This window comes from Streptomyces mabaensis, assembly GCF_053763515.1.
Genome location: NZ_JBSOPZ010000013.1, coordinates 46745 through 63155, shown reverse-complemented (window position 1 = coordinate 63155; position 16411 = coordinate 46745). Strand labels below are relative to the sequence as shown.

The window sequence follows — 16411 nt, the reverse complement described above, 5'->3', positions numbered from 1 at the left end:
AACTCATCCAGAAGGTCTTCAACTGCTCATGGGGCTCACCAGTAACAAGGTTCTGGCGCTGGCCATTGTGGTGGCTGTGCTGCTGTTCGTCGCGACCGTGTGGCTCTGGCCACGGCTCGCGGGGCGCACCTGGCGTGCCGTACTCGCCCGCGTCGGTCTGCTGCTCGCGGCGCAGCTCGCGCTCTTCTCCGCGGTGGGGTTCGCCGCGAACAAGTCCTTTCTCTTCTACGGGTCCTGGGCCGATCTGCTGGGCCGCGAGACCCTGCCGGGTGTGGTCGTGGACCACTCCGCGGGTGCCAAGTACGTCAAGGTGACCGGGAAGCAGAAGGTGGACGTCCCGGGCGGTTCGAACCCCGCGGTCGGCGGCCAGATTCAGAAGGTGGTGATCGAGGGCAGGCGGTCGGGGATCGCCAGTCCGGCGTACGTCTATCTGCCGCCGGAGTACTTCCAGGCGGAGTACCGGAAGAGGAACTTCCCCGCGGCCGTGGTGCTCACCGGCTACCCGGGTACCGCGGAGAACCTCATCAAAGGGCTGAAGTACCCGCAGACCGCGCACCAGCAGGCCAAGTCGGGCAAGATGCAGCCGATGATCCTGGTGATGCTGCGCCCGACCGTCGCTCCGCCGCGGGACACCGAGTGCGTGGACATACCGGGCGGGCCGCAGACCGAGACCTTCTTCGCCAAGGACCTTCCGAAGGCGGTCTCGGGGTACTACCGGGTCGGCACCAAGCCGGAGAACTGGGGCTTCATCGGCAACTCGACCGGCGGCTACTGCGCGTTGAAGATCGCCCTGCACCACCCGGGCACGTTCGCCGCGGGCGCGGGGCTGTCCGCGTACTACAAGGCCGCGGAGGACCCGACCACCGGCGACCTCTTCCACGGCGACCAGAAGCTGAGGCAGCGGGCCAACCTGCTGTGGAGCCTGGACCATCTGCCGCCCGCCGGGACGTCGTTCCTGGTGACGAGCAGCCGGGAGGGCGAGGGCAACCTCAAGGACACCCTGAAGTTCATCGAGAAGGTGAAGGCCCCCGGGCGGGTCTCGTCGATCATGCTCGACAGCGGCGGCCACAACTTCAACACCTGGCGGCGCGAGATCCCGCCGGCGCTGGTGTGGCTGAGCGGCCGGATCACCGCGTGAACGGCCGGATCACCGCCTGAACGGCCCGATCACCGCCTGAAACCGGGCGGGCCGGCTCAGCCGACCGTTTCCACCGCCACCTGCGCGCGCGGCACGTCCTGCGCGTCGGCGGCGGTGGAGCGGCGCAGCGCCTCGTGCAGCCGGGCCGGGGTGAGGACGCCCAGGAAGCGGCCGACACCGTCCTCGTCGATGACCGCGATCCATCCGGCGTCGTGCTGGAGCATGGTGGCGAAGGCCTGCTTGAGCGAGGCCCCGACGGGCAGCCAGGCCTCCATCCGGCGCGCGTGCTCGCGTACCGAACCGGTGGCGGACGCCGTCCGCTCCGCCGAGATCCAGCCGTGCAGATTGTCGTCGCCGTCCAGGACCACGGCCCAGCGCGCGTCCTCCGCCCGGAGTTTCGCGGCGGCCTTCGCGACCGGGTCGTCGAGGTGGACGACGGGCGGCTGTTCCAGGTCGCCGGGCTCTATCGGGGTGACCGACAGCCGCTTCAGGCCGCGGTCCGCGCCGACGAAGTCCGCGACGTACGGGGTGGCGGGTGCGCCCAGCACGGCGGCCGGCGGACCGAACTGCTCGATCCTGCCCTGCCCGTAGACGGCGATCCGGTCGCCGAGCCGGACGGCTTCCTCGATGTCGTGGGTGACGAAGAGGACGGTCTTGCGGACGGCCTTCTGGAGCGCGAGGAACTCGTTCTGCAGATGCTCGCGGACGACCGGGTCGACGGCCCCGAACGGCTCGTCCATCAGCAGGACGGGCGGGTCGGCCGCCAGCGCCCTGGCCACTCCGACGCGCTGCCGCTGGCCGCCGGAGAGCTGCTCCGGGTAGCGGTCGCCGTACACGGCAGGGTCCAGGCCGACCAGATCGAGGAGCTCGGCGGCGCGCTCGCGGCCCTTGGCGCGGTTCCAGCCGAGGAGATGGGGGACGGTCGCGGTGTTCTCCAGGACCGTTTTGTGCGGGAACAGGCCGACTTGCTGGATGACATAGCCGATGCGGCGGCGGAGCTGGACCGGGTCGATGGCGGATATGTCCTTGCCTTCGAGGAATATCCGGCCTTCGGAGGCCTCGATCAGCCGGTTCACCATCTTCATGGTGGTCGTCTTGCCGCAGCCCGACGGTCCGACGAGCGTGACGAGTTCGCCCTCGGCGACCTCGAAGGAAAGGTCGTCGACGGCGGTTGTTCCGTCGTCGTACCGCTTGGTGACGTGCTCGAATCGGATCATGCTTCCCCATTGTCGCCGACTCGCCATTGTTGCCGACTCGCCGCCGCGTCGCCGCCGCGTACGGCCAAGGTTGTGTGAAGGCCGTGTTGCCGGCACGAGACGGCCCTCGGCGATTGTCAGAGGTCGGGGATAGGGTCGAAGACCGGAGAGGGGGTGGACGTCAATGGCCGCGCAGAACTGCCTGGTGACGAACGACTGGATCTGCTGGGAGTACGTCCGCACCCGCAGCCAGGAACTGACGGACGCGACCGTGCAGCATGTCTGGATCACGGTGGTCTCGGTGCTGATCGGGCTGGTCGTGGCATTTCCGCTGGCGCTGCTCGCGCGCCGCAGCAGGAGATTCGCCGGGACGGTCCTGGGACTGACAACCGTGCTCTACACCATTCCCTCACTGGCCATGTTCTCGCTGCTGCTGCCGGTGTTCGGGCTCTCGGCCGCTCTGGTGATCACAGGCCTGGTGCTCTATTCGCTGACCATTCTCGTGCGCAACATCCTGGCCGGCCTCGAAGCGGTACCGGCGGAGGCCCGGGAGGCCGCGAAGGGCATGGGGTACGGCGCGGGCCGGCTGCTCTGGGAAGTCGAACTGCCGCTCGCGCTGCCCGCGTTGCTGGCCGGCGTCCGGATCGCCACGGTCTCGACGGTCGCGCTGACGACGGTCGGGGCGATCGTCGACAAGGGCGGGCTGGGCAATCTCATCGAGGGCGCGCTGCCGAGCTTCTTCAAGGCGCAGATCCTCGCGGCCTCCGTGCTGTGCGTGCTGCTGGCGGTCGTCGCGGACCTGCTGCTCCTCGGGCTCCAGCGGCTGCTGACCCCCTGGACCCGCATACGCGCACCCCGCATACGTACACCCCGAATAGGTACGGCCCACCCGGTGAAGGCGGGCTGAGCGATGGGGGTACTGGCCGACGCCTGGGTGTGGCTGACCACCGGCAGCCACTGGTCCGGCGAGGGTGGCGTCTGGAACCGGCTCGGCGAGCATGTGTACGTCAGCGGGGTGGCCCTCGCGCTGGCCTGCGCCCTCGCGCTGCCGCTCGCGCTCGCCCTCGGACACATCGGCAAGGGGGGTGCGCTCGCGGTCAACATCTCCAACGTGGGCCGGGCGATACCCGTCTTCGCGGTACTGGCCCTGTTCATGGTCTCGCCGCTGCGCAGCGCCGGGTACCTGCCCACGATCATCGCGCTGGTGCTGTTCGCCGTGCCGCCGCTGCTGACCAACGCCTACGTCGGCATGCGGGAGGTGGACCGGGCGGTGGTGGAGGCTGCCCGGGGAATGGGGATGTCGGGCCGCCAGGTGTTCCTGCGGGTCGAACTGCCCCTCGCGTACCCCATGATCATGACGGGTCTGCGGTCGGCATCCGTCCAGGTGGTGGCGACGGCGACGATCGCCGCCATGGTGGGGCAGGGCGGGCTCGGCCGGATCATCACGGCGGGCTTCAACACGTACAACACCCCGCAGGTGGTGGCGGGCGCGCTGCTCGTCGCGCTGCTCGCGCTCATTGTCGAGGGCGTACTGGTGGCGGTGAACCGGCTGCTCAGCCCCCTGCGGCACCCCTGATTCCCTTTTCTGTGGACGGCTTTCTGTGGACGGAGACAACGTATGAGCAAGACCTCGCGCATAGCGGGTGCGGTACTGGGCGTGGCGGCTCTGACGGGCTCCCTCGCCGCGTGCGGCGGTGACAGCCTGGAGAAGGAGAAGAGCGGCGGCAGCGCGTCCGCCGGTGCGGGCGCGGGCGGTGGCAAGAAGGGCTCGCTGGTCGTCGGCGCGGCCGGCTTCACCGAGTCCCAGGTCCTGGCTGAGCTGTACGCGCAGGTCCTGAAGGACGCGGGGTACTCGACGTCCGTCACTACCGTGAAGAACCGCGAGCTGTACGAACCCGCCCTGGAGAAGGGCGAGATCGACGTCGTACCGGAATACGCCGCCACCCTCGCCGAATTCCTCAACGCCAAGGTGAACGGCCCCAAGGCGCCGGAGGAGAAGCCGGTCGCCTCCAGCGACCCGGTGGCCACCGTCGCCGCGCTGGAGAAGCTCGGCACCCCGCTCGGGCTGAAGGCGCTGCCGGCCGGCGAGGCCGTCGACCAGAACGCCTTCGCGGTGACCAAGGAATTCGCCGAGAAGAACAAGCTCAAGACGCTTTCCGATCTGGGCCGGTCCAAGATCAAGGTGAAGATCGCGGCGGGCGACGAGTGCGAGATCCGCCCGTTCTGCGCGCCGGGTCTCAAGAAGACGTACGGCATCGACGTCGCCGGAATCGACCCCAAGGGCGTCGGCACCCCGCAGGCGAAGCAGGCGGTCAAGGACGGAGAGGACCAGCTGGTTCTGACCACCACCACCGACGCGACGCTGGAAAGCTTCGGGCTGGTCCTTCTCGAGGACGACAAGAAGCTGCAGAACGCGGACAACGTACTGCCGGTGCTGAATGCCAAGGACGCGGGAGCGCCCGCGATAGCCGAGGCGCTGGGCAAGCTCACGAAGACGCTGACGACCGAGGATCTGATCGAACTCAACCGCAAGGTGGACGCCGAGCGGACCAAGCCGGCCGAGGCGGCGAAGGCCTATCTGGAGTCGAAGGGTCTGCTGAAGAAGTAGCTGAGGAGTAATCGCGCGGCGGCGTGGCGTGGCGGGGGACAACTCCCGGAAAACAGATTGCCGGGCGGGTCCCCACACGCCGCCTACGCACGGTAAATTTCAGGCCATGCCACGTGGACGCCACCGCCATTCCCCACCCCTGCACAGGCTCCTCACGCCGTCGACGGTCGCCGGTGTCTCACTCGCCTGCGCCGCCGGCGCATGGCTGGTGGCGGAACCGGTGGCGCTCCGCGTCCTGGTGGCCGCCGCGGCAGCCGCCGCGGTCGTCGGCGCCGCGCTCATGCGCACGTGGGACCGCACCGCCGGCCGCAGGGTCGCGGAGCTCACCCGGGCGCGGGCGGCCGACGAATGGAAGACCGAGGAGCGAATAGCCGAGCTCGAGGCGGACCTCGAGGAATCCCGCGAACTGCGCGCCCGGCTCGACGCGAAACTGCGCGCCAAGCGCGTGGAGTTGGCGGGTCTGCGCGGTGAGCACGCCGAGCTGCTGCGCCGGTACGCCACGGCGGAGACCGAGCGCGCCAGCGCGCTGGAGGGCCGCCGGCTGCTCGCCATCGAAGCCGCGGCCCCGGCGAGGGAACTGACCGCCGCCTCCGGCGACCGCACCGCAAGCGGTGCGCCAACCCCCGCCGCGTACGCCCGCGCGGCCGGCGCCCTGCGGCAGCTGACCCGCAACGCCGCCGCGCAGGAAGCGCGGCGCACGGTCGAGGAGGCCCGCCGTCGCGACCTCGCGGAGCGCGAGCGGGAGGCGGAGGAGCCGCAGGGGAAGCACGCGGCGGCCGCGGGCACCGAGCACACGCGCCCGTCGTCCGCCCTCCCCGCCGCCCTCCCCGCGCGCCGCCCGGTCCCGGCCGCCACGGCGATCGCCCCGTACGCACCGGTCCGCCGCTCCGCCTCGCGCATCGAGGGCGGCTTCGACTTCTTCGGTACGAAGCCGGGCGGGAAGGCGGGCGCGAAGGCGGCCATCGAGGCCGTTCAGAACGAGGACCTGGCCGACGTGGTCGGCGCGGAGGCGATGGCCGCGCACAAGGCCGAGGCAGCGGCGGGCGAGTTCAAGGCCCTCCCGCCGGCGAACCGCGCAGCGGTGGGCCAGGTCATCGACCTCACCGAGCACGACGAGACCGAACAGATCGACGTGGCCCGGCTGCGCAGCGCGATCTCCTGACTGCCGGGGCATTCAGAGCCCCGGACCTCAGAACCCCGGACATCAGAGCCCCGGACTGCGCGTGTGCTGAGCCGGTGCGAGACGGCAGGATCCGCGGGCGACACGGCTCAGGTCTGCGGGGCGGACCTCCATTCCTCGTGAGCGCGCGTCACACGGTTCCACAGCGCGGTGCGGTCGTCGGCGTCGAGATCGTCGAGGTCGCGGCCGAAGACATCGGCGATCGCCTCGAACCACTCACCTTCGCCGGTGAGTTCGCGCTCGGACCGGCCGGCGGCGTCGATCCGCATCAGGACCAGCCCCCGAAGGATGTCCACCCCCTTGGCATCGCGGCGCAGTACGGTCAGCGTTCTGAGGAACGGCGAGTCGGGCCCGGTGGACAGCTGCTCGTGGGAGGCGTCGAAGTCGGCCATCGTGGCGGGAGCCGCGCGGAACTCCATGACCGGGAAGGAGCTGCGCGGGTCGTGGTGGAAGGTCCAGCCGCCGGGTTCGGTGGTGGACGGTTCCATCCGGTAGGTGAAAGGACCCTGCTGGTACGTCCCGGCGCGCAGCGGCAGCGGCTCGTGCGGGCCGTCCCCCAGGCCGGTGTCGACGAAGTACGCCTTGCCGTCGAGTCGTACGGTCAGCGCGAGGTGGTTCCCCTTCGCGCCCCGGCCGTCCGGCGTCTCGTGTACGCCGCCCACGTGCAGCGAGACGTCGTAGCCGAGGGCGCCCAGCAGCGCGGCGAAGCCCCCGTTGAGGTGAAAGCAGTAGCCGCCGCGCCCGGCACCGAACCGGCGCGCGGACAGCCGCGGGTCGATCCCGGGCGGGCGGCCGAGCTGGATGCCGATGTTCTCGTACGGTATGCGCTCCAGGTGGGCGCGCTGGAGGGCGTACAGCGCCTCGACGGAGGGCACCTCGATGTCGGTGACACCCAACCGGTCCAGATAGCTGGTGAATCCGTCCCATGTCATGGTCAATGAACTGATACGGCTGACCGGTTGGTTCCCGCGACACGCGGTACTCAGCCGCCTTACGCGCCGACCACGCCGAAGACGCGCAGCACGCCGACCCGCAGCGCGGCCGCGGCCTGGTCGCCGGTCATGCGCCCCGCGACGACCTCGCCTCCCGCCGCGTGTCCGAGCGCGATCGTCGTGGCCACCAGCCAGTCCGGCGACTGCTGCCGGTCGAACTCTCCCGTCTCCTGGCCCCGCCGGATCAGCCGGCCCAGCCGGTCGGCGACCGGTCCGTGCTGGTCGCGTTCCTCCTGCGGTCCGGCGGGTGCCGCATCGGCGTGCAGCAGGACGGGATACCGCTCGAATGTCCGCCAACTGACGTCGAGCAGCCGGAGCAGCGCGTCGGCCGCCGAACCCTCGTCGAGGTGGGCGTCGTCCATCGCGGCGACGGCTTCTCCGGTGGCCCGCGCGACCACCGCCGCGAGCAGTTCCTCGCGCGACGGATAGTGCGCGTAGACGGTCTGGCGGGTCACCCCCGCCGCCACGGCCATGCTCTCGACAGTGGCGCCCGGACGCTCGCCCAGGACCCGGATCGCCGCATCGAGGATGGCCGCCCGGCTGCGCTCGGCGTCGGCCCGGCGGCGTCGGGGAGGGGGAGTCTCGGACGACTTCATCTCATACACCTTGTCAGACTTAGCGGGCCATGCATATCTTACAACCTGTAAGAGATATCACCGGAGCTGCCTCGAACGGACTGATATGAAGCCACTCGCAGAGACCTCCCCAGCCCAGTTCATCGGCGACTTCTTCACCTCCTTCACGGAGGAGGTCGTACGGGGCGACGAGGACCCGGGCCCGGCGATGGACCGCTACTACACACCCGACATCGTGCAGATCAGCGACGGCATCCGACTCGACCGCGACAGGCTGATCGCGCACATCCGCCCGGTACGCAGGAACCTCGTCAGCTATCGGGTGGAAGTGCACGAGGCGGTCGCCGACGGGGACCGGATCGCTGCCCGCTTCACCATGCACGCCCAGATGCGCAAGGCCGGGACCGTGGCCGTCGATGTCCACCTCTTCGGTGAACTCGCCCCGGACGGCCGACGCTTTCGCCGGACCCACCAGATCACCCGAACCCTCCCGCAGCCGGCGGAAGAGCCTGCGGGGCGGGGGCGGTGAAGATGCCCGTACGACTGGTCAGGGCGCTGGCCCTGCTGTCCACCGGCCTGCTCGCGGGCGCGTTCGGCTACGGTGCGGTCAATCTCGCGCCGACCTTCTGGGCCGTACCGCTCGACATGCGACTCTCCTTCCATGCCGAGCTGATGAAGATGAACTCACCGGTGATGCAGACCGCGATGGCGCTGGCGACCGTCAGCTCGCTCGTCCTGGGGTTCCTGTCGCGCGGCTCGGCGCGGCTGCTCGCGTTCGCGGCCGGCCTGCTGGCCGTCGCGTCGTTCCTGATCACGCGGTTCGGCAACGTACCGATCAACGGCCGCATCAAGCAGTGGGCCGCCGGGTCACCCCCGGCCGACCACGCGGAGTACCTGCACCGCTGGGACCTGTACAACGACCTGCGGACCCTGACCGCCGTGACGGCCTTCATCCTGCTCATAGTCCTGGTTGCGGGGCCTCGTCCTCAGTACGCCCCCAGCGAGACGAGAGCCGAGCCCCCGTCCACGTAGACGCCGGCGCCCGGACGGCCTTCCCGGTCCCCAACGGCAGAGGCTCGGCCGCCGCTTATCCGATTGAGCGCGACCCTCGACCCGTGCTACCACTGCCGGGTTCACGAACCCTGATCATGAAACGGCGAGGGGCTGGCAGACATGGTGCTCGGAGACCTGGTGAAGCTGCGGGCGATGGCGCCGCCGGACGCCGAGGCGCTATGGCGGTGGAACCACGACCCCGACGTCATGCGTTGGATGGACGACGGCTACGCCCAGCCGCTGGCCCAGGTCCAGAAGTGGCTGGACGAGCGGCCGCGCAACACGTACGGCGACGTGCTCTTCGGGATCGAGGTGCTCACTGACGCAAAGCTCATCGGCCTGGTCCGACTGCACGATGCCGAGCCGGAAACCGGATGCGCCGATCTCGACATCTACGTCGGTGAGAAGGAGTACTGGGGACGCGGCTACGCCACCGACACGATGCGGACGGTCTGCCGCTACGGCTTCGAAGAGATGCGCCTGCACAAAATAACGCTGACCGTCGTTCCCGAGAATCACGCCGCCCACCACGTCTACCGGAAGGTCGGCTTCGTCGTGGAGGGCAGGCTGCGCCAGGTCTTCCGGCGCGATGGCCAGTGGTACGACAAGTTCACGATGGGCCTGTTGGAAGGCGAACTACGCTGACCGGTTCCAGCAGTACCCAACAGCCTGCGGAGCGTCCCGGCAGACCGCGCACAAGGTCCGCCGCCTGGCCGGCCCGAGCTGTGGGAAGGAGCGGCTCTAGGCTGGATGACGTGATCGCCAACCCAGTCCCCGCGTGTTCCTGCTGCGGAACACCCACGCCGGACGAGAAGCGGATAGATGCCCGGTTCGGGCTGCCCGACGCCGCCCTGGCGGCGCCTGAGGAAGCCCGGCACGAAGTCGGTGTCGGCGCTCTCCTTCGGGTGGACGATATCGGCTGCTTCGTGCGCTGCCTGCTGCCGGTCCGGCTCACGGACGACATCGAACTCGTACTCGGCACCTGGCTGGAGATCAGCGCCGCCGATCTTGATCACGCCCTTGCCATGTGGCAGGACCCCGCCTACAAGGGCTTGGTTCTCCGCGGGGCGTTGGCCAACTCGATCAAGCCGTGGGGTGACGGACTGCTCGGCGCGACGGCCACCGTCGAGGTCCGCAACCCGGACGAGATTCCATACGTGGTCCGCAGCGGTCACACCCTCCTCGCCGAGGTTCTGGCAGGAACCTGGGACCGTCATGAAGTCCTCCGGTGCTTCGGCCACCCCTTGCCTGTGGCTGTTCGCACGCGCTTGAACGAGCACTGGTCCATCGAACGAACCGCTGGCTTCGCGGGGCGGGTCATCGACGACACCTCGCAGTTCGCCGCACCGGGCCGTACCGTGCATGCCGACCTGTTCTCCGACAGTGACGGCCGCAGCCGCGAAGAATTCCTGGCCTCACTCCTGCATGGCGCACCCGCCGTGCCGCCTGAGCAGCAGCTCACCGAGCAGCTCCCGGACGGGGTCCGGCACGCCTTCTGGCTCACCTCGCGCCCGCACGGCCGCGACCAGCACGAGCTGTACGGATTCACCGTCCATGAAAGCGGCACTGCCGCCGGGGTCGTCTGCATGTGGGATGAGCCGGAAGACCTCGCATGGGCCCAGCATGTGTGGCGCTCGCTGCACCGCAGTACGGAGGACAAATCGGAGTGACTTACGACGGCTGACGCAACGAGTTGGATGCGTCGGGATCACTCATAGGACACGCTGAGGGGATCGGTCACGCGGCGGCTGTCGGCAGGGGGCGTCCGCCCCAACGGATGCCCTTCTCGCTGCGGATACGGGCACGTGCTAGGAGCGCGGCCGCTGTTGCGCCGGCAGGACTGCGGCCGCGACCGCTCCGGCGAGGGCGAGCGCTGAACACGCGCCCATGGCTGGGACGAATCCGTCGATGAACGCCTCTGCGGAGGCGTAGCCGCCAGACGCCGTGAAGACGGCGACCAGGATCGCCACGCCGAAGGCGCCGCCGAACTCCTGGGTCATGTTGTTCGCGCCAGAGGCCTTCCCCACCGCCCTCGGTGAGACGGCGCCGATGAGCGCGCTCTGCACGACCGGGATCGCGGCCGATGCGCCAACGCCTGCGACGATCAAGGCGAGGAGGATCTGCCAGTAGTCGCTGTCGGGTTCGGCGAGGCGAGCGATCGCGGCGAGCCCCACCGCATTGAGCAGCAGGCCCCCGACCAGCACCGGCCGCTCGCCGGCACGGTCGCCGAGCGCGCCGGCGAGTGGCGCCACGACGAGCAGTGTGGCCGTCCAGGGAATCAGGAGCAGTCCGGCTTGGAACGGCGTGTACCCCAGGCCGGTTTGCAGGAACTGCGCCATGAAGAACACCGAGCCGTACAGCGCCGCGAAGCAGAAGAAGGTTGCCGCCACCGCCATCGAGAACCCCCGCGACCGGAAGAACCCCATCGGCAGCATGGGTTGCCGAGCGCGCATCTCGGCCGCAACGAACGCGACCGCGAGCAGAACGCCGATCGTCAGCGCTCCGAAAACCTCGATGCTTGACCAGCCGACGGTGTTCCCTCGCACGAGCCCCCACACCAGTGCCACCGCGCATCCGGTGATGAGGAGCATCCCCCGCACGTCCAGGTGGGTGTCGTCACCGAAACCCTCATCCAGCCGGGTCAGTGCGAGCCCCATGGCCACCAGACCGATCGGGACATTGATCCAGAAGATCCACTCCCACCCGATACCGCCGGCCACTCCACCGCCCACGATGGGCCCCGCGATCGTGGCGAGGCCGGTCACCCCCTCCAGAATCCCGATCGCCTTCCCCCGGCGCTCAGGCGGATACGCGGCACTCACCAGCGCCACCGCCACCGGGATGACCAGCGCCGCGCCGATTCCCTGAACCACGCGCGCCGCGATCAGTTCCCCGACGCTCTCCGCCAGAGCACACCCCGCCGAGGCGGACACGAACAGTCCCAGGCCCCACGCGAACATGCGCCGACGGCCAAAACGGTCTCCGAGAGCAGCGCCGGTCATCAACAATGCCGCGAAGCTCAGGCTGTACCCGATGATCGTCCACTGGAGCGTTGCCAGCGACGTACCGAGGTCGGCCCGGATCGTGTCCAGGGCCGTCGAGACCACGAGCAGATCGAGCGCGATCATCAAGGACGCCACAGCCGCGAGGGCCAGCGCCCACTTCTGACGGCTGCGTGCGTGACGGCCGGCATCGTATTCGCTGCCGCCGCATGGCCGAGTCGCCCTGCCGCCCGGGCTTTCACTGACGGACATAAGGCCTCCTCCTTCGCGCTCCGGCTGCCATAACGGATAGACCCGACAGGACCGGGAAACTCATCGGTCGCTCCGGCTACCAGGGCCGTGGACGGCCGTCAAGCCACGCGATTCAGGGGCGTGACGGGATTCGGCTGCCGCGGGCTTACTGGACATGGGTTCGCCCGGAGGAGGTGACCCACCGCCCATTCCCGCCAGAGGAGAACTGTCATGACCCACCACTTCCGGACGCGCCGCTTTCTCGTATTCGCCGCCTCGACCGCCGTGGCTGCGGGCGGCGTGCTGCTGCCCACCGGCGCATTCGCCGCCGCCCCGGCCACCCCGGCCACGCCGCACGTCGTCGCGGCCGACAGCGATGACAGCAGCTCCACCAACCTGTTCCATCCCGTCGGCGAGGGCGACACCCGCATCGTCGTCAAGCCCGACGGCAAGCCCGGGAAGGGCAGTCCCGGAAAGGGCAACGGGAAGGGCAGCCACGGGAAGGGCAAGGGCAGCCACGGCAAGCGCGGCTCCGATGACGGCAAGGTAGTGGTCGCCCCCGACAAGCCCGACAAGCCCGTATGGGTCTGCGTCACCGCCCCCTGCGAGCCGCCGTCAGGGGCCTAAGCCGCGCGGCGAAGTCGGCAGTCGCGGCAGTGGCCCGGCTCGGGGGAGCGGAAGGCGCGATCGCAGTCCTTGCAGTTCTGGAATGGCTCCAGGCGGCGCGAGGTGCCCAGTTCCGGCGCTCGGGTCGCCGGGAGCTCGGGTGGCAGCCATTCCGCGAGCCGGTGGGCGAGCAGCTTGACGGGCCGGTGGATGATCCCCACCGGGAGCTTGCTGGTGAGCGTACGGCGCACCTGGCCGGGGTGTACGCCCCGCTCCAGCCAGGCCGCCACGCCCGGTACGAGCTGGGCTACGTCCCGTACGGACAGGATGAGCCGGGGGTCCACGCTGCGCAGGCCGGCGAGTACGTCCACGGCCGGCTGATGCAGAGCGGGATCGACGGGCGGGGGCGGAGGCTCCGGTTCGACGCGCGGCCTGGGCTCGGGCGTGGGCTGCCGGCGAGGCGCTGACCCCGGGGGCGATCCCTGGGACTCCCGGCAGCCGGGGCGCTCGTAGTACGTCGTACGCGTGATGATCCGCTGGTCCGGTGTGCGTTCCTTCTGGCGCTTGAGGTAGCCCGCCTCCTCCAGCTCGCGCAGGGCGCGGGCGATGCGGTACTCGCTCTCCGGGAAGCGTTCTGCCAGGGCCTTGATGCCGACCTTCGCGCCGTCGGGCAGCGACTGGATGCGTACGGCGATCCCGATCGCGGTGGCGGAGAGGGTGGGGTGCTGGGCGAGGTGGTTGCCGACCACGGTGAAATGCGACTCGTGGTGGTGGCGGACGTGGACGACGCCGGAGGCGTGCGCGATAGACTCAGTCGAAGTCATCGGGAAGGTTTCGTCTTCCTGTGATGAGGCCCTCGGCTTGGGATGCCAGTCCCGCCGGGGGCCGTTGCGTTGTGAGGTTGTGACGCGAACGTACCGCGCCTCCTCCGGCATATTCCACTCCGTCACCCGATGTGATGACACGGGGAGTTGGAGGGGAGGGTTTGGAGTTTCTTTCCCTCAATTACTTAGGAAGGGTCGGGGTCGTCCGGGTCGTCCGGCCCCGGGTCGTGCGGGTCGCAATCCGGCAGTCTCAGACCCCGCGAAACGGCCACGCGCAGGCAGTCGTGGAGGGCCTCGGCGAGCCGGGTCGCGAGAAACCGGAACTCGGTATCGGGCACGCTCGGAGCGCGAAACATCAGGCGGGCGTGGGTGAGCAGTTCCTCGCCGACGGAGAGCTGCATCTCCTCGATCCGGTCGGCGAGTTCGGTCACGGGCCCGGTGCCGTCGGTGGACAGATAGCAGGGAGCACCGTCGGGCCGGGTCCACGGCAGAAGCCGGTGCGCGGAATTCGTCGTCATGTTACCAACGGTGACAGTCGGTAGCTAACGTGGAGAGGTGCGACGGCGTCATGCGACCGCACAGTCCGTGCAGTGCGGAGGGGGTGCGGTGATGTCCCGCGAAAATCAACCACCGGTGAGCTTGCAGATGTTCGGCGCGCTGGTGAAGTGCCGGCGGGAGGGCAAGGGCTGGACGCAGTTACGGCTGGCGAAGTCGGTGGGGTACTCGGAGTCCTGGGTGCGCAAGCTGGAAAGCGGCGGCCACAAGCCGAAGCCGGACCAGGTGGACGTTCTGGAGCGGGTCCTTGAGGCGGAGGGTTCGCTGGAGGTGCTGGCCAAGTTCCTGGTCCGGGACGGGTTTCCGGAGTGGTTCGCGGAGTACGCGAATCTGGAGGCCGAGGCGATTGTTCTCCAGTCGTACGACACGCATGTGTTGAAAGGGCTGTTGCAGACCGAGGCGTACGCGCGGGCGGTGATCTCGTCGCGCTCTCCGGTGCTGAGTGACGAGGAAATCGAGCGCCGAGTCCAAGCCCGGCTGTCCCGGCATGGCGTCTTCACCCGCCACCCCCTGCCCACCCTCAGCTTCGTCATCGAGGCCTGGATTCTGGGCCGTCCGCTCGGTGGACGGGCCGTGCTCAAGGAGCAGCTTGGGCACCTCCTGGAGCTGGGCAGGCTGCCCAACGTCTCGATCCAGATCATGCCGATCGATTGCCAGGCGCATGCAGGTGTCGACGGCCCGATGACCTTGTTGGAGACCCCGGACCACCGTGTCGCGGGATACGTTGAAGGCCAGGGGAAGGGGAGGCTGATCACCGATTTGGATGAGGTCAGTGCCATGGTCCAGCGTTATGGAACAATCCGCACCCAGGCCCTCAACACCGGTGAATCGGCCCGCTACATCAGAGAGTTGGAGCAGGCGCTATGAGCGACCTTGAGTGGTTCAAGTCGAGCTACAGCGGAGCCGAAGGTGGCGACTGCGTAGAGGTCGCCACCTGTCCCGGTGCCGTGCACGTGCGGGACTCCAAGGACCGTACTCGGCCCGGCCTCACCCTGGGCCCCGCGCAGTGGGCGGCCTTCGCCGCGTTCGTGTCGCGTACCGAGTGGCCGGGGGCCGCCGCCGACGGCACGCTGGAGGTATGACGTTTCCGGGCGAGTCGGACGAGTACCGGGCCGCGCGTGAGCGGCTGCTCCTCCAGGAGGTCGCGCTGCGGCGGGCCACCGAGGCGGTGGCTGCCGCGCGGCGCAGGCTGCCGCCGGGCGGGGTGGTGCCCGAGGACTATGTCTTCCAGGGGGCGGGAGCGGACGGCGGTCCGGTTGATGTGCGGCTCTCGGAGTTGTTCGCGCCGGGCCGGGACTCGCTGGTGATCTACAGCTTCATGTTCCCGCGCCACCCCGGCGACGACCGGCCCGGGCCGAGGACGGGGCGTACGGCGCAGCTGGCGCTCGAAGAGGGCCCGTGCCCGTCGTGCACGGCGCTCCTCGACCAGCTCGACGGCGCCGTGGAGCACGTCGCTCCGCACACCAACTTTGCGGTCGTGGCAAAGGCGCCGCTGCCGAGGCTTCTCGACTTCGCCGAGGAGCGCGGCTGGCGGCGGCTGCGGCTGCTGTCCGCGGCCGGCAACGCGTATCCGCGCGACTATCTCGCCGAGGCGGAGGACGGATCGTCGATGCCGATGCTGAACGTGTTCCGGCGCGACGGCGAGAGCATCCGGCACTTCTGGGGCTCGGAGCTGCTCTACGCGCCCACCGATCAGGGCCAGGATCCCCGCCACCTCGGCACGATCGAGCCGCTCTGGAACCTGTTTGATCTCACGCCCGAGGGGCGCGGAAGCGACTGGGACGAGCAGCTGATGTACCAGGACGACAGCCACTAACCTCGCCGTTTCGGTTGAGATGAGGCCGGAAGCGGGCGGTGCGGCGGCGCGGGCACCCTCGCATAGGCTGGCCGTCTCATCCGACGCACCGCGACGAGGATCATCGCATGCGCAGCAGCACCAGGATCCGCCTGATCGAGCCCACCGACGCCGCCCCGATCGCCGCGCATCGGGTGCGGGATTTCGAGGCTTTCCGGCCGTGGGAACCGGCCCAGCCGGCCGACTTCTTCACCCCGGAGGGCCAGGCGGAGCGGATCGACAGCCTGCTGGCCGGATACCGGGCCGGCGCGGTCTGGCCGGGCGTGGTGCTCGCCGACGACCAGGTGATCGGGCAGGTCACCGTCGGAGGCATCCTGCCGCAGCCGCACCTGCGCCGCGGCTCCGTCGGATACTGGATCGCCAGCGTCGCCCAGAATCAAGGGCACGCCGGGCACGCCGTCGGGCTTGTACTCCGGGTGATGACGGACGAACTCGGGTTGCACCGCGCCGAGGCGTCCACCAATCTGGAGAATCTGCCGTCGCAGCGGGTGCTGCGCCGCAACGGGTTCAGCCCGTACGGCATCGCGCACTCCTCGATCTTTCTCGACGGGAGCTGGCGGGACGGGCTGCTGTGGGAGCGGATCCTCGGCGACTAA

At 69.5% G+C, this 16411-nt stretch carries 20 protein-coding genes; 14 read left to right on the top strand and 6 right to left on the bottom strand.

Annotation, left to right across the window (positions count from 1 at the left end):
• The first annotated feature begins 28 nt into the window (after positions 1-28).
• The gene (locus tag ACWV17_RS13955; RefSeq protein ID WP_455359931.1) at positions 29-1138 is read left to right on the top strand and encodes an alpha/beta hydrolase; all 1110 of its coding nucleotides are present in this window, start codon (positions 29-31) and stop codon (positions 1136-1138) included.
• Between the two features lie 56 nt (positions 1139-1194).
• Here ACWV17_RS13955 and ACWV17_RS13950 read toward each other — a convergent pair whose 3' ends face one another.
• Positions 1195-2355: an ABC transporter ATP-binding protein gene (locus tag ACWV17_RS13950; RefSeq protein WP_455359930.1), complete on the bottom strand. Its 1161-nt coding sequence runs from the start codon at positions 2353-2355 to the stop codon at positions 1195-1197.
• Positions 2356-2518: 163 nt separating this feature from the next.
• Between ACWV17_RS13950 and ACWV17_RS13945 the strand changes: the two genes are divergently transcribed.
• The 4 genes from ACWV17_RS13945 to ACWV17_RS13930 all read left to right on the top strand — a co-directional run bounded on the left by ACWV17_RS13945 (position 2519) and on the right by ACWV17_RS13930 (position 6104).
• Positions 2519-3241: an ABC transporter permease gene (locus ACWV17_RS13945; protein WP_455353687.1), complete on the top strand. Its 723-nt coding sequence runs from the start codon at positions 2519-2521 to the stop codon at positions 3239-3241.
• A gap of 3 nt (positions 3242-3244) precedes the next feature.
• The gene (locus tag ACWV17_RS13940) at positions 3245-3910 is read left to right on the top strand and encodes an ABC transporter permease (protein WP_455359929.1); all 666 of its coding nucleotides are present in this window, start codon (positions 3245-3247) and stop codon (positions 3908-3910) included.
• A 42-nt stretch (positions 3911-3952) separates the two neighbouring features.
• Positions 3953-4942 (top strand): ABC transporter substrate-binding protein, encoded by a 990-nt coding sequence (locus tag ACWV17_RS13935; RefSeq protein ID WP_455359928.1) that lies wholly within the window; start codon positions 3953-3955, stop codon positions 4940-4942.
• 106 nt (positions 4943-5048) lie between these two features.
• Positions 5049-6104, top strand: a complete 1056-nt coding sequence (locus tag ACWV17_RS13930) for a hypothetical protein (protein ID WP_455359927.1) — start codon at positions 5049-5051, stop codon at positions 6102-6104.
• Between the two features lie 107 nt (positions 6105-6211).
• Here the strand turns inward: ACWV17_RS13930 and ACWV17_RS13925 are convergent, their stop codons facing one another.
• Complete coding sequence (locus ACWV17_RS13925) at positions 6212-7054, bottom strand: arylamine N-acetyltransferase family protein (protein WP_455359926.1); 843 nt, start codon at positions 7052-7054, stop codon at positions 6212-6214.
• Positions 7055-7113: 59 nt separating this feature from the next.
• Complete coding sequence (locus ACWV17_RS13920; RefSeq protein WP_455359925.1) at positions 7114-7710, bottom strand: TetR/AcrR family transcriptional regulator; 597 nt, start codon at positions 7708-7710, stop codon at positions 7114-7116.
• A gap of 85 nt (positions 7711-7795) precedes the next feature.
• Between ACWV17_RS13920 and ACWV17_RS13915 the strand changes: the two genes are divergently transcribed.
• The 4 genes from ACWV17_RS13915 to ACWV17_RS13900 all read left to right on the top strand — a co-directional run bounded on the left by ACWV17_RS13915 (position 7796) and on the right by ACWV17_RS13900 (position 10412).
• Complete coding sequence (locus ACWV17_RS13915; protein ID WP_455353681.1) at positions 7796-8218, top strand: nuclear transport factor 2 family protein; 423 nt, start codon at positions 7796-7798, stop codon at positions 8216-8218.
• 2 nt (positions 8219-8220) lie between these two features.
• Complete coding sequence (locus ACWV17_RS13910) at positions 8221-8721, top strand: anthrone oxygenase family protein (protein WP_455359924.1); 501 nt, start codon at positions 8221-8223, stop codon at positions 8719-8721.
• Between the two features lie 141 nt (positions 8722-8862).
• On the top strand, positions 8863-9387 hold the full coding sequence (locus tag ACWV17_RS13905; protein ID WP_455353679.1) for a GNAT family N-acetyltransferase: 525 nt from the start codon (positions 8863-8865) through the stop codon (positions 9385-9387).
• Between the two features lie 110 nt (positions 9388-9497).
• On the top strand, positions 9498-10412 hold the full coding sequence (locus ACWV17_RS13900; protein WP_455359923.1) for a DUF2199 domain-containing protein: 915 nt from the start codon (positions 9498-9500) through the stop codon (positions 10410-10412).
• Between the two features lie 138 nt (positions 10413-10550).
• On the opposite strand, the gene ACWV17_RS13895 is transcribed toward ACWV17_RS13900, so the two are convergent.
• The gene (locus ACWV17_RS13895; RefSeq protein ID WP_455359922.1) at positions 10551-11996 is read right to left on the bottom strand and encodes an MFS transporter; all 1446 of its coding nucleotides are present in this window, start codon (positions 11994-11996) and stop codon (positions 10551-10553) included.
• A 210-nt stretch (positions 11997-12206) separates the two neighbouring features.
• Between ACWV17_RS13895 and ACWV17_RS13890 the strand changes: the two genes are divergently transcribed.
• Positions 12207-12602, top strand: a complete 396-nt coding sequence (locus ACWV17_RS13890; protein WP_455359921.1) for a hypothetical protein — start codon at positions 12207-12209, stop codon at positions 12600-12602.
• Here ACWV17_RS13890 and ACWV17_RS13885 read toward each other — a convergent pair.
• Together ACWV17_RS13885 and ACWV17_RS13880 are read right to left on the bottom strand one after the other, a co-directional pair.
• Positions 12599-13405 carry a helix-turn-helix domain-containing protein gene (locus ACWV17_RS13885; protein ID WP_455359920.1) on the bottom strand — a complete coding sequence of 269 codons (807 nt, stop codon included), beginning with the start codon at positions 13403-13405 and terminating at the stop codon, positions 12599-12601. The genes ACWV17_RS13890 and ACWV17_RS13885 overlap by 4 nt on opposite strands.
• 185 nt (positions 13406-13590) lie before the next feature.
• On the bottom strand, positions 13591-13923 hold the full coding sequence (locus tag ACWV17_RS13880) for a hypothetical protein (RefSeq protein WP_455359919.1): 333 nt from the start codon (positions 13921-13923) through the stop codon (positions 13591-13593).
• A 115-nt stretch (positions 13924-14038) separates the two neighbouring features.
• Here ACWV17_RS13880 and ACWV17_RS13875 point away from each other — a divergent pair, with 115 nt between their 5' ends.
• The 4 genes from ACWV17_RS13875 (at position 14039) to ACWV17_RS13860 (ending at position 16411) form a co-directional block, all read left to right on the top strand.
• The gene (locus tag ACWV17_RS13875) at positions 14039-14827 is read left to right on the top strand and encodes a helix-turn-helix domain-containing protein (RefSeq protein ID WP_455359918.1); all 789 of its coding nucleotides are present in this window, start codon (positions 14039-14041) and stop codon (positions 14825-14827) included.
• Entirely contained in the window at positions 14824-15042 is a 219-nt protein-coding gene (locus ACWV17_RS13870) for a DUF397 domain-containing protein (RefSeq protein WP_455359917.1), read from the top strand. The genes ACWV17_RS13875 and ACWV17_RS13870 overlap by 4 nt, the downstream gene beginning before the upstream one ends.
• Positions 15039-15776, top strand: coding sequence for a DUF899 family protein (locus tag ACWV17_RS13865; RefSeq protein WP_455359916.1), 738 nt, complete (start codon positions 15039-15041; stop codon positions 15774-15776). The genes ACWV17_RS13870 and ACWV17_RS13865 overlap by 4 nt, the downstream gene beginning before the upstream one ends.
• Before the next feature lie 107 nt (positions 15777-15883).
• Positions 15884-16411, top strand: a complete 528-nt coding sequence (locus ACWV17_RS13860; protein WP_455353670.1) for a GNAT family N-acetyltransferase — start codon at positions 15884-15886, stop codon at positions 16409-16411.

Bases quoted from the DNA above. Each gene is read 5' to 3' on its own strand.
- ACWV17_RS13955 (WP_455359931.1), top strand. From the start codon at position 29: ATGGGGCTCACCAGTAACAAGGTTCTGGCGCTGGCCATTGTGGTGGCT.
- ACWV17_RS13950 (WP_455359930.1), bottom strand. From the start codon at position 2,355: ATGATCCGATTCGAGCACGTCACCAAGCGGTACGACGACGGAACAACC.
- ACWV17_RS13945 (WP_455353687.1), top strand. From the start codon at position 2,519: ATGGCCGCGCAGAACTGCCTGGTGACGAACGACTGGATCTGCTGGGAG.
- ACWV17_RS13940 (WP_455359929.1), top strand. From the start codon at position 3,245: ATGGGGGTACTGGCCGACGCCTGGGTGTGGCTGACCACCGGCAGCCAC.
- ACWV17_RS13935 (WP_455359928.1), top strand. From the start codon at position 3,953: ATGAGCAAGACCTCGCGCATAGCGGGTGCGGTACTGGGCGTGGCGGCT.
- ACWV17_RS13930 (WP_455359927.1), top strand. From the start codon at position 5,049: ATGCCACGTGGACGCCACCGCCATTCCCCACCCCTGCACAGGCTCCTC.
- ACWV17_RS13925 (WP_455359926.1), bottom strand. From the start codon at position 7,054: ATGACATGGGACGGATTCACCAGCTATCTGGACCGGTTGGGTGTCACC.
- ACWV17_RS13920 (WP_455359925.1), bottom strand. From the start codon at position 7,710: ATGAAGTCGTCCGAGACTCCCCCTCCCCGACGCCGCCGGGCCGACGCC.
- ACWV17_RS13915 (WP_455353681.1), top strand. From the start codon at position 7,796: ATGAAGCCACTCGCAGAGACCTCCCCAGCCCAGTTCATCGGCGACTTC.
- ACWV17_RS13910 (WP_455359924.1), top strand. From the start codon at position 8,221: ATGCCCGTACGACTGGTCAGGGCGCTGGCCCTGCTGTCCACCGGCCTG.
- ACWV17_RS13905 (WP_455353679.1), top strand. From the start codon at position 8,863: ATGGTGCTCGGAGACCTGGTGAAGCTGCGGGCGATGGCGCCGCCGGAC.
- ACWV17_RS13895 (WP_455359922.1), bottom strand. From the start codon at position 11,996: ATGTCCGTCAGTGAAAGCCCGGGCGGCAGGGCGACTCGGCCATGCGGC.
- ACWV17_RS13890 (WP_455359921.1), top strand. From the start codon at position 12,207: ATGACCCACCACTTCCGGACGCGCCGCTTTCTCGTATTCGCCGCCTCG.
- ACWV17_RS13885 (WP_455359920.1), bottom strand. From the start codon at position 13,405: ATGACTTCGACTGAGTCTATCGCGCACGCCTCCGGCGTCGTCCACGTC.
- ACWV17_RS13880 (WP_455359919.1), bottom strand. From the start codon at position 13,923: ATGACGACGAATTCCGCGCACCGGCTTCTGCCGTGGACCCGGCCCGAC.
- ACWV17_RS13870 (WP_455359917.1), top strand. From the start codon at position 14,824: ATGAGCGACCTTGAGTGGTTCAAGTCGAGCTACAGCGGAGCCGAAGGT.
- ACWV17_RS13865 (WP_455359916.1), top strand. From the start codon at position 15,039: ATGACGTTTCCGGGCGAGTCGGACGAGTACCGGGCCGCGCGTGAGCGG.
- ACWV17_RS13860 (WP_455353670.1), top strand. From the start codon at position 15,884: ATGCGCAGCAGCACCAGGATCCGCCTGATCGAGCCCACCGACGCCGCC.